The 14,273-nt window shown below is 71.4% G+C and carries 14 protein-coding genes; 8 read left to right on the forward strand and 6 right to left on the reverse strand.

Annotated elements, in window-relative coordinates; genetic code table 11:
• Window positions 1–4: 4 nt before the first annotated feature.
• Complete coding sequence (gene aceB / locus AB5J53_RS37905; protein WP_369250123.1) at window positions 5–1,639, reverse strand: malate synthase A; 1,635 nt, start codon at window positions 1,637–1,639, stop codon at window positions 5–7.
• Window positions 1,640–1,835: 196 nt separating this feature from the next.
• Window positions 1,836–2,435 (reverse strand): NTP transferase domain-containing protein, encoded by a 600-nt coding sequence (locus AB5J53_RS37910; protein WP_369250124.1) that lies wholly within the window; start codon window positions 2,433–2,435, stop codon window positions 1,836–1,838.
• Between the two features lie 209 nt (window positions 2,436–2,644).
• Here AB5J53_RS37910 and AB5J53_RS37915 point away from each other — a divergent pair, with 209 nt between their 5' ends.
• Window positions 2,645–2,959 carry a DUF5955 family protein gene (locus AB5J53_RS37915; protein WP_369250125.1) on the forward strand — a complete coding sequence of 105 codons (315 nt, stop codon included), beginning with the start codon at window positions 2,645–2,647 and terminating at the stop codon, window positions 2,957–2,959.
• Between the two features lie 50 nt (window positions 2,960–3,009).
• Here the strand turns inward: AB5J53_RS37915 and AB5J53_RS37920 are convergent, their stop codons facing one another.
• Window positions 3,010–3,639: a response regulator gene (locus AB5J53_RS37920; RefSeq protein WP_369250126.1), complete on the reverse strand. Its 630-nt coding sequence runs from the start codon at window positions 3,637–3,639 to the stop codon at window positions 3,010–3,012.
• Window positions 3,636–4,976, reverse strand: coding sequence for a sensor histidine kinase (locus AB5J53_RS37925; RefSeq protein WP_369250127.1), 1,341 nt, complete (start codon window positions 4,974–4,976; stop codon window positions 3,636–3,638). The genes AB5J53_RS37920 and AB5J53_RS37925 overlap by 4 nt, the downstream gene beginning before the upstream one ends.
• A 223-nt stretch (window positions 4,977–5,199) precedes the next feature.
• Here AB5J53_RS37925 and AB5J53_RS37930 point away from each other — a divergent pair, with 223 nt between their 5' ends.
• Together AB5J53_RS37930 and AB5J53_RS37935 are read left to right on the forward strand one after the other, a co-directional pair.
• Entirely contained in the window at window positions 5,200–6,237 is a 1,038-nt protein-coding gene (locus AB5J53_RS37930; protein ID WP_369250128.1) for an ABC transporter permease, read from the forward strand.
• Window positions 6,238–6,278: 41 nt separating this feature from the next.
• Window positions 6,279–6,986, forward strand: coding sequence for an ABC transporter ATP-binding protein (locus AB5J53_RS37935; protein ID WP_369250129.1), 708 nt, complete (start codon window positions 6,279–6,281; stop codon window positions 6,984–6,986).
• 13 nt (window positions 6,987–6,999) lie between these two features.
• Here AB5J53_RS37935 and AB5J53_RS37940 read toward each other — a convergent pair whose 3' ends face one another.
• A complete protein-coding gene (locus AB5J53_RS37940) occupies window positions 7,000–7,803 on the reverse strand; it encodes an IclR family transcriptional regulator (RefSeq protein WP_369250130.1) in 804 nt (267 codons plus the stop codon).
• Window positions 7,804–8,128: 325 nt separating this feature from the next.
• Between AB5J53_RS37940 and allB the strand changes: the two genes are divergently transcribed.
• On the forward strand, window positions 8,129–9,469 hold the full coding sequence (allB, locus tag AB5J53_RS37945) for an allantoinase AllB (protein ID WP_369250131.1): 1,341 nt from the start codon (window positions 8,129–8,131) through the stop codon (window positions 9,467–9,469).
• 59 nt (window positions 9,470–9,528) lie between these two features.
• On the forward strand, window positions 9,529–10,644 hold the full coding sequence (gene alc / locus AB5J53_RS37950; RefSeq protein WP_369250132.1) for an allantoicase: 1,116 nt from the start codon (window positions 9,529–9,531) through the stop codon (window positions 10,642–10,644).
• Between the two features lie 163 nt (window positions 10,645–10,807).
• Here alc and AB5J53_RS37955 read toward each other — a convergent pair whose 3' ends face one another.
• On the reverse strand, window positions 10,808–11,539 hold the full coding sequence (locus AB5J53_RS37955; RefSeq protein WP_369250133.1) for a 3-oxoacyl-ACP reductase family protein: 732 nt from the start codon (window positions 11,537–11,539) through the stop codon (window positions 10,808–10,810).
• A gap of 157 nt (window positions 11,540–11,696) precedes the next feature.
• On the opposite strand from AB5J53_RS37955, the gene AB5J53_RS37960 reads away from it, so the two are divergent.
• The 3 genes from AB5J53_RS37960 to AB5J53_RS37970 all read left to right on the forward strand — a co-directional run bounded on the left by AB5J53_RS37960 (window position 11,697) and on the right by AB5J53_RS37970 (window position 14,219).
• On the forward strand, window positions 11,697–12,518 hold the full coding sequence (locus AB5J53_RS37960) for an AIM24 family protein (RefSeq protein WP_369250134.1): 822 nt from the start codon (window positions 11,697–11,699) through the stop codon (window positions 12,516–12,518).
• A gap of 74 nt (window positions 12,519–12,592) precedes the next feature.
• Window positions 12,593–13,219 carry a dihydrofolate reductase family protein gene (locus AB5J53_RS37965; protein ID WP_369250135.1) on the forward strand — a complete coding sequence of 209 codons (627 nt, stop codon included), beginning with the start codon at window positions 12,593–12,595 and terminating at the stop codon, window positions 13,217–13,219.
• Window positions 13,220–13,313: 94 nt separating this feature from the next.
• Window positions 13,314–14,219 (forward strand): DMT family transporter, encoded by a 906-nt coding sequence (locus tag AB5J53_RS37970; RefSeq protein ID WP_369250136.1) that lies wholly within the window; start codon window positions 13,314–13,316, stop codon window positions 14,217–14,219.
• Window positions 14,220–14,273 lie beyond the last annotated feature (54 nt).

The following is a 14,273-nucleotide window of genomic DNA, read 5'->3' on the forward strand; positions in this document are numbered from 1 at the left end:
CGGTTCAGCCGGCCAGCTGCTCGTAGGCGGGAAGGGTCAGGAAGTCCGCGTAGTCCTCGTCGAGCGCGACCTCCAGGAGCAGGTCGTGCGCCTGCTGCCAGTGGCCGGCCGCGAAGGCCTCCTCGCCGATCTCGGCGCGGATGTTCGCCAGCTCCTCGGCGGCGACCTCGCGGGCCAGCTCCGGCGTGGCCTTCACGGTCTTTCCGTCGTGCTCGAACTCGACGCCCGCGTTGATCCACTGCCAGATCTGCGAGCGGGAGATCTCGGCGGTGGCCGCGTCCTCCATCAGGTTGAAGATGGCGACCGCGCCGAGGCCGCGCAGCCAGGCCTCGATGTAGCGGATGCCCACCTGCACGGCGTTGACCAGACCGTCGTACGTGGGCTCGGCGTGGAGGGAGTCGATGGCGATCAGGTCACCGGCGGCGACGGAGACGTCCTCGCGCAGCCGGTCCTTCTGGTTGGGCTTGTCGCCGAGGACCGCGTCGAAGGAGGCCATCGCGATCGGCACCAGGTCCGGGTGGGCCACCCACGACCCGTCGAAGCCGTCGTTCGCCTCGCGGTCCTTGTCGGCCTTGACCTTCTCGAAGGCGACCTTGTTGACCTCTTCGTCGCGACGCGAGGGGATGAACGCCGCCATGCCGCCGATCGCGTGCGCACCGCGCTTGTGGCAGGTGCGGACGAGCAGTTCGGTGTAGGCGCGCATGAACGGGGCCGTCATCGTGACCGCGTTGCGGTCCGGCAGCACGAACTTCTGGCCGCCGTCACGGAAGTTCTTGACGATGGAGAAGAGGTAGTCCCAGCGGCCCGCGTTCAACCCGGCGGCGTGGTCGCGGAGTTCGTAGAGGATCTCCTCCATCTCGTACGCGGCCGTGATCGTCTCGATCAGGACGGTCGCGCGGACCGTGCCCTGCGGGATGCCGACGTAGTCCTGCGCGAAGACGAAGACGTCGTTCCAGAGGCGGGCCTCCAGGTGCGACTCGGTCTTCGGGAGGTAGAAGTACGGGCCCTTGCCGAGGTCGAGCAGGCGCTGCGCGTTGTGGAAGAAGTAGAGGCCGAAGTCGACGAGCGCGCCCGGGACGGGCTTGCCGTCCGCGTCGACGAGGTGGCGCTCGTTCAGGTGCCAGCCGCGCGGCCGCATGACGACCGTCGCGAGCTCGTCATTCGCCTTCAGGGCGTACGACTTGCCGGACTTCGGGTCGGTGAAGTCGATGTTCCGGGTGTACGCGTCGATCAGGTTGAGCTGGCCGAGGACCACGTTCTCCCAGGTGGGCGCCGAGGCGTCCTCGAAGTCCGCGAGCCAGACCTTGGCGCCCGAGTTGAGGGCGTTGATGGTCATCTTGCGGTCGGTGGGGCCGGTGATCTCGACGCGGCGGTCGTTCAGGGCGGCCGGAGCGGGGGCCACCTTCCAGGAGTCGTCCGCACGGATCGCGGCGGTCTCCGGAAGGAAGTCGAGCGTGGAGGTGCGGGCGATCTCGGCGCGGCGCTCCGCGCGGCGGGCGAGGAGCTCGTCACGCCGGGGCGTGAACAGCCGGTGCAGCTCGGCCACGAAGGCGAGGGCCGCGTCGGTGAGGACCTCTTCCTGCCGGGGCAGGGGCTCGGCGTCGACGATGGCCAGCGGCGACGGCGCTGGTGCGGACATGAGCTGTCACTTCCTTCAGCGAGCTGCGTACATACGGCACTGGGTGCCAGGGGCACCGGAAGCGGCTGACCGCGCCTTCGGGGCGGTCCAGCCCTTCTGAGCAGTGGATACTAGTTTCCTCATGGTGGAAGTTCAATGGTTTGTTGATGTCGAGATTCTCTGAGTCGAGGCAAGATGGCGCTCGGTGCCACCATGCTTACTCAAGGTGGATCAGATCGCCTTCCGTGTCGATGTCGTACGCCTGTGCCACATCACCGCACTCGACGAGTGTGATGGCGTCCTCGTGCGCCTTCAGATAGGCGCGCGCCCCCCGGTCGCCGGTGGCGGTCGCCGTGATCCCGGCCCAGTGACCGGCGCCGAAGAGCACCGGGTGCCCGCGCTCTCCGTCGTACGCCGCCGCCGCGAGCGACAGCGGTGACTCGTAGGCGGCGAGGACCCGGGCCACCGCCTCCCGCCCGATTCCGGGCTGATCGACGAGCGACACCAGCGCGGCCCGCGCCCCCGTGGCCGCCAGCGAGTCCAGCCCCGCCCGCAGCGAGGAGCCCATCCCCTCCTCCCACTCCGGGTTGTCCACGAGGACGCACCCCGGCAGTTCCGCCCGCTCCCGTACGGCGTCGGCCTGGGCGCCCAGAACCACGTGGATCCGGGTGCAGCCCCCCGCGCGCAGGACTTCGACCGCGTGTTCGACAAGGGGCCGTCCCCGGTGGGACAGGAGTGCCTTGGGGCGACCCCCGAGGCGCCGGCCGCCGCCGGCCGCCAACAACAGCCCGGCCACCTCGTCTTTGTTCTCCGTCATGTCCCCTGCATACCCGACCCGGCCCGAGCGCGCCCCGGAACCCCGGCGGGCCCTGTGGTGTCCATGGACTGAATTTCCGTTCGCGGAGTGGCGCCCGGCGCAGGGTGTGGCGTTTACTGGCCCGCGTCCCCCGGCGCCCGACCACCGCCACGGGGAGCTGGGCCGACGTACGAAGGACTGACGCACAACGGCGTGCGAGGGGGAGAGCTGTGTTGCGGAGCTTGGGGCAGAGGCCAGTGACCGGCAGCGACGAGGATCCGAGGGTGGCGGAACTGCGCAGTGCCGTCTCCCGGCTGCGCCGTGAACTCGCCGCGCACCCGGCCGAGTTCCCCGACCGCGGCATCGCCGAGGACGAACTCGCGGCCCTCGCCGCGATGGCCGTCAGCGGCATCCCCGAGATCCCCCGGCTGCGCCGCTCCCTGCTCCTGATCGCGGGCGCGATCGGCTCGGTCAGTGCACTGGCGACGAGCCTCTCCGATGTCCGCAGCGCCGTGGACCTCTTCGGGGAACCGCCGCGGCGGTAGCCGTGTACCAACCGCCGCGGCAGTAGCCGTGCACCTCAGGACAGGCCGATTCAGCCTCTCCGGATGACCCCTCGCTCCGTGGCCACCGCGACCGCCGCCGTGCGCGAATCCACGCCCAACTTGGCGTAGATGTGCACCAGATGGGACTTCACCGTCGCCTGGCTCAGGAACAGTCGCTTGCTGATCTGTTGGTTGGAGAGGCCGTCCTTGACGAGTTCGAGGACTTCGAGTTCGCGGCGGCTGAGGGCGGCGGCCGGGGTGCGCATCCGGTCCATGAGGCGGTCGGCGACCGATGGAGCGAGGGCCGAGTGGCCCGAGGCGGCGGTGCGCACCGCGGCGGACAGCTCCTCGGGCGGGGCGTCCTTGAGGAGGTAGCCGGCCGCGCCCGCCTCGACCGCCGCGAGGATGTCCGCGTCGGTGTCGTACGTGGTCAGGACCAGGACGCGAGGCGCGTCGGGGCGTGCCGTGATCGCCGCCGTGGCCTGCGCGCCGTGCATGCCGGGACCGAACTGCAGGTCCATGAGGACGAGGTCGACGCCGCCCGCCCCGGCGCGGTCGACCGCGGCCTCCGCCGTCGGTGTCTCCGCGACGATCTCGAAGTCCGGCTCCGCGGACAGGACGGCGCGCAGTCCGGCGCGTACGACGGGATGGTCGTCCGCGAGCAGCAGGCGGATGGTCATGCGCGGCTCCCGACGGCACGCGCGGAGGGGAGCCGGAGGGCTGCCTGCTCTTCGGTGGCGGTCGGCTCTCCGGTGACAGGAGGCTCCCCAGTGACAGGAGGCTCTCCAGTGGCGATCGGCTCTCCGGCGGTGCGCGGCTCTCCGATGACGGGTGGCTTCCCAGCGACGGGCAGCGGGAGCGTGACCGCCACCGCCGTGCCCTGGCCCGGCGCCGACTCGACGGTGAACGTCCCGCCCAGCGACTCCGCGCGCGAGCGCATCGCGGGGAGACCGAAACCACCGTCCTCCCGGACCCCCTCGGGCCGTACGGCATCGGGGGCGAAGCCGACGCCGTCGTCCACGACATCCAGGGCGACCGCCGTGTCCATGAAGCTGAGGGTGATCTCGGCGCGGCCCGCGCGCGCGTGGCGCAGCGTGTTGCCGAGGGCGGACTGGGCGATCCGCAGGAGGGCCACTTCGTACGGGGTCGGGAGTTCGCCCGGGGGGCCGCTCACCGAGAAGTGGATCCTCGGGGCGTCGACGGCGGCCGGCCGGCACAGCCGCTCCAGGGCTCCGGCGAGCGAGCCGTGTTCGAGATCGGGCGGCGTGAGGGCGCGGACGAAGCGACGGGCCTCGGCGAGGTTGTCCTGGGCGGTCGAGCGGGCCTGTTCGATGTGCGGGGCCGCCGGGGAGTCCGCGGGCAGCAGGCGCTGGGCGGCGCGCAGCAGCAACTGGATGCTGGACAGGCCCTGCGCGAGCGTGTCGTGGATTTCGTGGGCGAGCCGCTCCCGCTCGGCGAGCGTGCCCGCGGTGCGCTCGGCGTCGGCCAGCTCGGCGCGGGTGGCGATCAGCTCCTCGATCAGCTCACGGCGGCGCTCGCTCTCCCGGTACAGCGCCTCGTACCCGAGGACCGTGGCGACCGCGACCGCCGCCCCGAGGAGCGGGCCGATGAACGCGCCCGGCGTGATGTGCGAGCCGTGCGCCAGGAAGCTCGCGATGGCCGCCGCGGCGGTCAGGGCCACCGAGGGCAGGCTCCAGCGCACGGGCAGCAGGTGCAACTGCAGGAAGTAGAGCGGGAACGCCACCCACAGACCGTCCGGCGAGAGGGTCAGGAGCACCAGCCAGCCCGCGCTCAGGGCGGCCAGCCACACCGCGGCCGTACGCCGTGAGCGGTGCACCGCCGGGGTGCACACGCCCGCCGCGAACACCGTGCCCACCCCGAGGGCCGACAGCACGACGGCCAAGGGGTGCGTGCTGTCCCCGGAACGGACCGCGGCCAGCGCGAGGAGCCCCGTGAGCAGTGCGCAGAGGCACAGGCGCAGGGTGGCGACGACAGGGGAGTGGCGGCGGACGTCCATGGTCGTTCCAGGGTAGGCGGGGCCGAGCGGGCCCCGGTCAACCGAAAGTTTGAAAGTGGGGTGCGCACTTCGGCGGCGCAGGGCTCCGTCCTGTGACGAAGCCGGCTCCCTCCTTCGACGAAACCGGCTCCCTCCTTCGAGGGCGCGGGCTCCCTCCTTCGATTCGGGTGAACCGTGCCGTGGCGCGATGCCCCGGACGCGGCCCGGGCCGCAGGGTGGGGGCATGTTCGTCGCATGGAGAGACCTCCGGTTCGCCAAGGGGCGGTTCACCCTCATGGGGGCCGTGGTCGTGTTGATCACCCTGCTCGTGGGGCTGCTGTCCGGGCTGACCGCCGGGCTCGCCAAGGAGAACACCTCGGCGATCACCGGCCTGCCCGCCGACCACCTCGCCTTCGCCGCGCCGCCCGACGGCCAGTCGGTGTCCTTCACCAACTCGACGGTCCCCACGCGCGCGTGGCGGGCATGGGCCGAGCGGCCGGGCGTCACCTCGGCGGAGCCGATCGGCATCCGCACGCTGAACGCGGCCGCCGGGGACCGTACGGCCGCGGTGTCGGCCTTCGCCGTCGAGCCGGGCTCCGGCATCGCCCCGGCCGGCGTCGGCCCCGATCGGATCGTGCTCTCCGAGAAGGCAGCCGGCGAACTTCGCGCCAAGGCCGGAGACCGGGTACGCCTCGGCGGCACCGAGCGGACTGTCGCGGCGGTCGCGGGCGACGCCTCGTACAGCCATACGCCGGTGGTGTGGACCGCCCTGTCCGGGGAAGCCACCGTGGTCGCCCTCCATACAGACGGAACCGACCTCACGGCGGGGGACCGGGTCGCCGGCACCAGGACCCTCACCAAGGACGCCGCCCTCACCGCCATCGGCTCCTACCGGGCGGAGAACGGCTCGCTGCAGCTGATGCGCGGATTCCTCTTCGTCATCTCGGCCCTCGTCATAGGGGCGTTCTTCACGGTCTGGACGATCCAGCGCTCCGGCGACATCGCCGTACTGAAGGCGCTGGGCGCCTCGACGCCGTATCTGCTGCGCGACGCGCTCGGCCAGGCGGTGCTGATGCTCGCCGCCGGGACGCTCCTCGGCAGCGGGCTCGCCACCGGCATCGGCGGGTTGGTGCGGGGCGGCGACGTGCCGTTCGTCCTCGACGCGCCGACCGTCCTGGGGCCCGCCGCCGTGATGATCGCCCTGGGGGCGCTCGGCGCGGGCCTGTCCATCCGGCGGATCACCGCCGTCGACCCGCTGACCGCGCTGGGCAGCGCCCGATGATCACCCTGGAAGTGCCTGATGACCACGCTGGGAAGTGACCGATGAGCCTGACTCTGGACGACATCACGCTCACCTATCCGGACGGCGAGGGCCGTCTGACCGCCCTCGACCGGGTCGGCCTCGACGTCCCGGCCGGGACCATGACGGCGATCGTCGGCCCGTCCGGCTCCGGCAAGTCCAGCCTCCTCGCCGTCGCCGCGACCCTGGCCACACCGGACGACGGACGCGTTCTCGTCGGCGGTACGCAGACGGGGGCGCTGAGCCCCGCCGAGCGTGCCGTGCTGCGGCGGCGCGAGATCGGCATCGTCTTCCAGCAGCCCAACTTGCTGCCCTCGCTGACGGCGCTGGAACAGCTCCAGGTGATGGGCCACCTGGACGGGCGTCGTCGAGTGGCGGACCGGGCAAGGGAGTTGCTGGCCACGGTCGGGCTCGCCGAGCTGGCGCACCGGCGGCCGCACCAGCTCTCCGGCGGTCAGCGGCAGCGCGTGAACATCGCCCGCGCGCTGGTCAACGAGCCGTCAGTGCTCCTCGTCGACGAACCGACCAGCGCGCTCGACCACGAGCGGGGCGCGGCGGTCCTCGACCTCCTGGTCCGGATCACCCGGGAGCGCGCCACGGCCACCGTCCTGGTGACGCACGACCGCGCCCACCTCGGGGAGGCGGACGCGGTACGGGAGATGGCGGACGGCCGGATCGGGATGCCGGTCCGACGGGCGACGGACGACCGGCGACAGACGGCCGGCGCCTGAGGTGACGGCCTGATCAGGCCCCGGGACCCGAGCTCGCCAGCGCCTCCGACAGTTCGATCGCGACCTGCTGCAGCACGGGCACGATCTTGTCCGTGGCCGCCTCGGTGACACGGCCCGCCGGGCCGGAGATCGAAATGGCGGCGGCGGTGGGGGAGTTGGGTACGGAGACCGCCAGACAGCGGACTCCTATCTCCTGCTCGTTGTCGTCGATCGCGTAGCCGAGCCGGCGCACCTCGTCGAGCGCGTCGAGGAAGCCGTCCGGCGTGGTGATCGTCTTCTCCGTCGCGGCGGGCATGCCGGTACGGGCCAGCAGCGCGCGCACCTCGTCGGCCGGAGTGTGCGCGAGCAGCGCCTTGCCCACGCCCGTGGAGTGCGGCAGCACGCGACGGCCCACCTCGGTGAACATGCGCATCGAGTGCTTGGACGGCACCTGTGCGACGTAGACGATCTCGTCCCCGTCGAGCAGCGCCATGTTCGCGGTCTCGCCGGTCTCCTCGACGAGGCGTGCCAGATAGGGGCGGGCCCAGGTGCCGAGCAGCCGGGAGGCGGACTCGCCGAGCCGGATCAGACGGGGGCCGAGCGCGTATCGGCGGTTGGCCTGCTGACGTACGTAACCGCAGGCCACCAGCGTGCGCATGATCCGGTGGATGGTGGGCAGCGGCAGGCCGCTGCTCCCGGAGAGCTCGCTCAGGCCGACCTCGCCCCCGGCGTCCGCCATGCGCTCGAGCAGGTCGAAGGCGCGCTCGAGGGACTGGACGCCGCCACTGGGAGCGGATGTTTTGGCGGCGTCGGTGGTGCTGGCGCTGGACGTCGGCACGGGCGCGGTCCTTTCAAGGCTCAGAATCGAGAGGTGCGGCCCGCAGGGCCTCGAACAGGGCGGTGGCGGGTGACGGGCGGGCAAGTGCAGCCTACCCGGCAGTCGGTTGACTGCCTGGTTGTGCGTAGCTAAGTTCTGCTTCACGGAAGTCTAATTCCGCTTTGTGGAAACGTCCAGAGGGTGCGCATCGGGGGCAGAGTGGAGAAGTGTGCCCTTGACTGCACGAAGGTCGGAGTGAAGACTCCTTCAACAGAACGTTGAATTTCGTTACGCGGACGTAAACCCGCGGTATCGGGAGTCAACAGCGGCAGAGAGAGGGGTCCGGGTGTCCGACGTCGAACTGGTGCTGCGCTCGACGCGCGTCATCACTCCCGAAGGGACGCGCGCCGCATCGGTCGCGGTCGCCGCGGGGAAGATCACGGCCGTGCTCGCGCACGACGCCGAGGTGCCGGCCGGTGCACGCCTCGAGGACTTCGGCGACGACGTCCTGCTGCCCGGCCTCGTCGACACCCACGTCCATGTGAACGACCCGGGCCGCACGGAGTGGGAGGGCTTCTGGACCGCGACGCGCGCCGCGGCCGCCGGTGGCATCACCACCCTCATCGACATGCCGCTCAACTCCCTCCCGCCGACGACGACGGTCGACAACCTTCGTACCAAGAAGGACGTCGCCCGCTCCAAGGCGCACATCGACGTCGGCTTCTGGGGCGGCGCGCTGCCCGACAACGTGAAGGACCTGCGGCCGCTGCACGACGCGGGCGTCTTCGGCTTCAAGGCGTTCCTGTCGCCCTCGGGCGTGGACGAGTTCCCCGAGCTGGACCAGGAACAACTCGCCCAGTCGCTCGCCGAGATCGCCGGCTTCGGCGGACTGCTGATCGTGCACGCCGAGGACCCGCACCATCTGGCCGCCGCCCCGCAGAAGGGCGGTCAGAAATACGCCGACTTCCTCGCCTCGCGCCCCCGCGACGCCGAGGACACCGCCATCGAGAACCTCATCGCCCAGGCCAAGCGGCTCAGCGCGCGCGTGCATGTGCTGCACCTGTCGTCCAGCGACGCGCTGCCGCTGATCGCCGCCGCGAAGGCCGAGGGCGTACGGCTCACGGTGGAGACCTGCCCGCACTACCTCACGCTCACCGCCGAGGAAGTCCCGGACGGCGCCAGTGAGTTCAAGTGCTGCCCGCCCATCCGCGAGGCCGCCAACCAGGACCTGCTGTGGCAGGCGCTCGCCGACGGCACCATCGACTGCGTCGTCACCGACCACTCGCCGTCCACGGCCGACCTGAAGACCGACGACTTCGCCACCGCGTGGGGAGGCATCTCCGGCCTCCAGCTGAGCCTGTCGGCGGTCTGGACGGAGGCCCGCAAGCGCGGCCACGGCCTGGAGGACGTGGTCCGCTGGATGTCCTCGCGCACCGCGCAGTTGGTCGGCCTCGACGACCGCAAGGGCGCCATCGAGGCGGGCCGTGACGCCGACTTCGCGGTCCTCGCGCCCGACGAGACCTTCACCGTGGACCCCGCGGCGCTCCAGCACCGCAACCGGGTCACGGCGTACGCGGGCAAGACCCTCAGCGGCGTCGTCAAATCCACCTGGCTGCGCGGCGAACGGATCGTGGCCGAGGGCGAGTTCGGCGAGCCGACCGGGCAGCTCCTGACCCGCCACCCGTAAATCCGCGTACCCGCCCCGCACCCGCAGCGGCCGACCCTCGAAAGGCAGACCTGATCACCGTGACGGCGATACCTCATTTCACCGGCGACGCGAACCCCTACGGAGGCGGTGACCCGTACGCGGACTACCGCACCGCCGACTTCCCCTTCACCCAGTACGCCAACCTCGCCGACCGGCAGCTCGGCGCGGGTGTCATCGCCGCCAACGACGAGTTCTTCGCCCAGCGCGAGAACCTTCTCGTGCCCGAGGCCGCCGAGTTCGACCCCGAGCACTTCGGCCACAAGGGCAAGATCATGGACGGCTGGGAGACGCGGCGGCGCCGTGGCGCCTCGGCCGAGCACCCGTGGCCGACGGCTGAGGACCACGACTGGGCGCTGGTCCGCCTCGGCGCGCCCGGCGTGATCCGCGGGATCGTGGTCGACACGGCCCACTTCCGCGGCAACTACCCGCAGGCGGTGTCGGTCGAGGGTGCGTCGGTACCCGGCTCCCCGTCTCCCGAGGAGCTCCTCGCCGACGACGTGAAGTGGACGACGCTCGTGCCGCGCACGGCGGTCGGCGGCCACGCGGCGAACGGCTTCGCCGTCTCCGTCGAGCAGCGCTTCACGCACCTGCGCGTCAACCAGCACCCCGACGGCGGTATCGCCCGCCTGCGGGTGTACGGCGAGGTCGTGCCCGACCCGACGTGGCTGTCCGTCCTCGGCACCTTCGACGTCGTCGCCCTGGAGAACGGCGGCCAGGTCGAGGACGCGTCCAACCTCTTCTACTCGCCCGCCACGAACACCATCCAGCCGGGCCGGTCCCGCAAGATGGACGACGGCTGGGAGACGCGTCGCCGCCGCGACACCGGGAACGACTGGATCCGTTACCAGCTCGTCGGCCAGTCCGAGATCCGGGCGATCGAGATCGACACGGCGTACTTGAAGGGCAACTCGGCCGGGTGGGCGTCGGTGTCCGTGAAGAACGGCGCCGACGGCGACTGGACCGAAATCCTCCCCCGCACCCGTCTCCAGCCCGACACCAACCACCGCTTCACCCTCGCGGCCACCACGGTCGCCACCCACGCGCGCGTGGACATCTTCCCGGACGGTGGCATCTCCCGACTGCGCCTCTACGGCTCCCTCACAGAGGAGGGCGCAACACGCCTGGCGGCCCGCCACCAGGAACTGGGCGGCTGACGAGCGGGTTTCTCGCCCCCGCCGCCCCTACCCATTCCCGTACCTGGGGGGCTCCGCCCCTCAGACCCCCTGGGTTGTTCTTTTGGTGCGGGCCGGTGGGGGCTTGTCGCGCAGTTCCCCGCCCCCCTGAAGGGGCGCGGGGAACTGCGCGGGCAAACCGCCCCTACGCCGCGTACCCCCCGTCCACCGCAAACTCCGCCCCCGTGATGTACGCCGCCTCCGCGCCCGCCAGATAAGTCACCACCGACGCCACCTCACCCGCCGCCCCGAACCGCCCCAGCGCGGTCATCGCCGCCTGCCCAGGCGCGTACGGCCCGTCCGCGGGGTTCATGTCCGTGTCGATCGGCCCGGGGTGGACGATGTTCGCCGTGATCCCCCGATCCCCCAGCTCCCGAGCCAACGCCTTCGTCAGCCCGATCAACGCCGACTTACTGGTGGCGTACAACGTCCCGCCCGGCCCGGGCACCCGCTGTGTCATACAGGTGCCGACGGTGATGATCCGCCCGCCACGTTCCATGCGGGAGGCGGCGGCCTGGGAAGCCAGGAAGACACCGCGTACGTTCACGGCCAGGACCCGGTCGACATCGGCGAGGGACAGGCTCTCCAAGGGGGCGAGCAGGCCGACGCCCACGTTGTTCACCAGGATGTCGAGGCCGCCGAGCGCCTCCACCGCGTGCTGCACGGCGCCGCCCGCCTCCTCCGGGTCCGCGGAGTCCGCCCGCAGCGCGAGCCCGCGCCGCCCGAGGGCCTCGACGGCTCGTACGACGTCCTCCGCCCCCTCCTTGCCGCTGACGTAGGTGAGGGCGACGTCCGCGCCTTCCCGCGCGAGCCGCACCGCCGTCGCGGCGCCGATGCCGCGGCTTCCGCCGGTCACCAGGGCCACCTTGCCGTTCATGGTTCCTTGCGAAGTCGTCGTTCCTTGTGAGGTCATGCGTCCATCTCAGCGACCTGGGCAGCGAGGTGCTGGCGGCGAACGGACACCGAATTCGGGTCACCCGGGACCGTGCCCGGATGGCTGGAACTCTTCGCTCCACTTCCCGCGTTCTCCCGTCGTGACTCTTCAGCAAGAAATCGTCGGCAACGCCATGCAGATGGCGGTCGTCAACCTGAGCCCCGGCCAGACCGTGTACTGCGAGGCGGGAAAGTTCCTCTTCAAGACGACGAACGTGAGCATGGAGACCCGCCTCTCCGGTCCGTCGGGCGGCGCAGGCGGCCAGCAGCCCGGTGCCGGTGGCGGCGGGGGCATGGGCGGCATGCTGCGCCAGGCCATGGGCACGGCCATGCAGGTCGGCCAGCGCGCGCTGGCGGGCGAGTCGCTGGCGTTCCAGTACTTCACGTCGACGGGAGGCGAGGGCACCGTCGGCTTCGCGGGCGTGCTGCCCGGCGAGATGCGCGCCCTGGAGCTCGACGGCACGCGCGCGTGGTTCGCGGAGAAGGACGCCTTCGTGGCGGCGGAGTCGAGCGTGGAGTTCGGGATCGCCTTCCAGGGCGGCCGGACCGGGCGCAGCGGCGGCGAGGGCTTCGTCCTGGAGAAGTTCACCGGGCGCGGGACCGTGATCATCGCCGGTGCGGGCAATTTCATCGACCTCAATCCGGCCGACTTCGGCGGGCGCATCGAGGTCGACACGGGCTGCGTCGTCGCCTTCGAGGAGGGCATCCAGTACGGCGTCCAGCGCGTCGGCGGCCTCAACCGGCAGGGGGTGATGAACGCCGTCTTCGGCGGCGAGGGGCTGTCCCTGGCCACCCTGGAGGGCAACGGGCGCGTGATCCTGCAGTCCCTCACCATCGAGAGCCTCGCCAACGCCCTGAAGAAGGCCCAGGGCGGCGACAAGCAGGGCCCGACCGGAGGGCTGTTCTCGACGCACGCCGGATGAAGCGATGAGTTGCGGGGACCGGTGCGGTCTGAAGTGATGACCAAGGGCCCCGCACCAGAAAGCAGGCACCCGACATGGGCAAGCTCGTCTCCACCATCTTCGTCACTCTCGACGGCGTCTACCAGGCCCCCGGCGGCCCCCAGGAGGACCCCCGCGGCGGCTTCGAGCACGGCGGCTGGAGTTTTCCGTACGGCGACGAGGACTTCGGCCGGTTCATCAACGAGGTCTTCGACCGCGTGGGCGCCTTCCTGCTCGGTCGCCGTACGTACGACATCTTCGCTTCGTTCTGGCCGAAGATGACCGACCCCGCCGACCCGGTCGCCTCCAGGCTGAACGCGCTGCCGAAGTACGTCGCCTCGTCCAGCCTCACCGAGCCCGACTGGGCCGGCACGACCGTGATCGGCGGTGACCTCGCCAAGGAGGTCACCGCCCTCAAGGAGCGCACCGACGGCGAACTCCAGGTTCACGGCAGCGGAGCCCTCGTTCAGTCCCTGCTCGCCCTGGACCTCGTCGACACGATCCACGTACTGACCTTCCCGGTCGTACTCGGCGCCGGGCTGCGCCTGTTCACCGAGGGCTCCGTCCCGACGGCCTTCCGGCACACCGGCGGCCGTGTCACCGCCTCCGGGATCTCCATCCAGTCGTACGACTCGGCAGGCCGCCCGGAGTACGGCTCGTACGAGCTCCCGGAAAACGCCTAGTCACGCCGCCGCCGCATAGGTACGGTGATCGTTCCCGTGCGAGCCGCCGCCGTCTCCACGCATGCCCGTTCGCAGGAGACCCGGAGCCGCTCCCATGTCGTCGATCGCCGTACCCGCCGCGCTCGCGCCCCGCCGCGCCTGGCTCACCGACCTGCCCGTGCTGCTCGTGGCGGTGGTGTGGGGTGCCAGCTATCTCGCGGCCAAGGACATCACCACCGCGCGGACGGTGATCGCCGTCCTCGTGCTGCGTTTCGCGGTCGTGCTGCCGGTGCTGGTGACCGCGGGATGGCGAGCGCTGCGGGCCCTGACGGCGGCGCAGTGGCGCGGGGCCGGAGCGCTCGGGCTGATCCTGAGCGGGATCTTCCTCCTGGAGACGTACGGCGTCGTCCACACCTCGGCGACCAACGCCGGTCTCATCATCAGCCTCACCATGATCTTCACGCCGCTCGCCGAAGCTGCCGTGACCCGCGTACGCCCCTCACGCGCGTTCCTCGCCGCGGCCGGTGTCTCCGTGCTCGGCGTCGTGCTGCTCACCCAGGGCGGTGGCTTCACCCCTCCCTCGCTCGGCGATCTGCTGATGCTCCTCGCGGCCCTCGCCCGGACCGTGCACGTGCTCGCGATGTCCCGCATCAAGTCGGTCCAGGGCGCCGACGCGCTGCCGCTGACCACCGTCCAACTGGGCGCCGCCGTGGCGGTGTTCGCCGTGCTGTCGACCGGCGCCGACGCCACGCCGTGGAGCACGGCCGCGGGCTTCGGTGCGCGGGAGTGGGCCGGGCTGCTGTTCCTCTCCGTGTTCTGCACGCTGTTCGCCTTCTTCGTGCAGATGTGGGCGGTGCGCCGGACGTCGCCGTCCCGGGTCAGCCTGCTGCTGGGAACCGAGCCCCTGTGGGCCGCCGCGGCGGGCATCGCCCTCGGTGGTGAGCGCCTCGGGGCGCTGGGCCTGGTGGGAGGCGTACTGGTGCTCGCGGGGACCGCGTGGGGACGGCGCGCGGCAGGTTAACTCGCGGAAAATTCAACGGACTTGGCGGGAGAAATCCTCTACCTTGACATTGAC

Source organism: Streptomyces sp. R41, from assembly GCF_041053055.1.
In the GTDB taxonomy this organism is placed as follows: domain Bacteria; phylum Actinomycetota; class Actinomycetes; order Streptomycetales; family Streptomycetaceae; genus Streptomyces.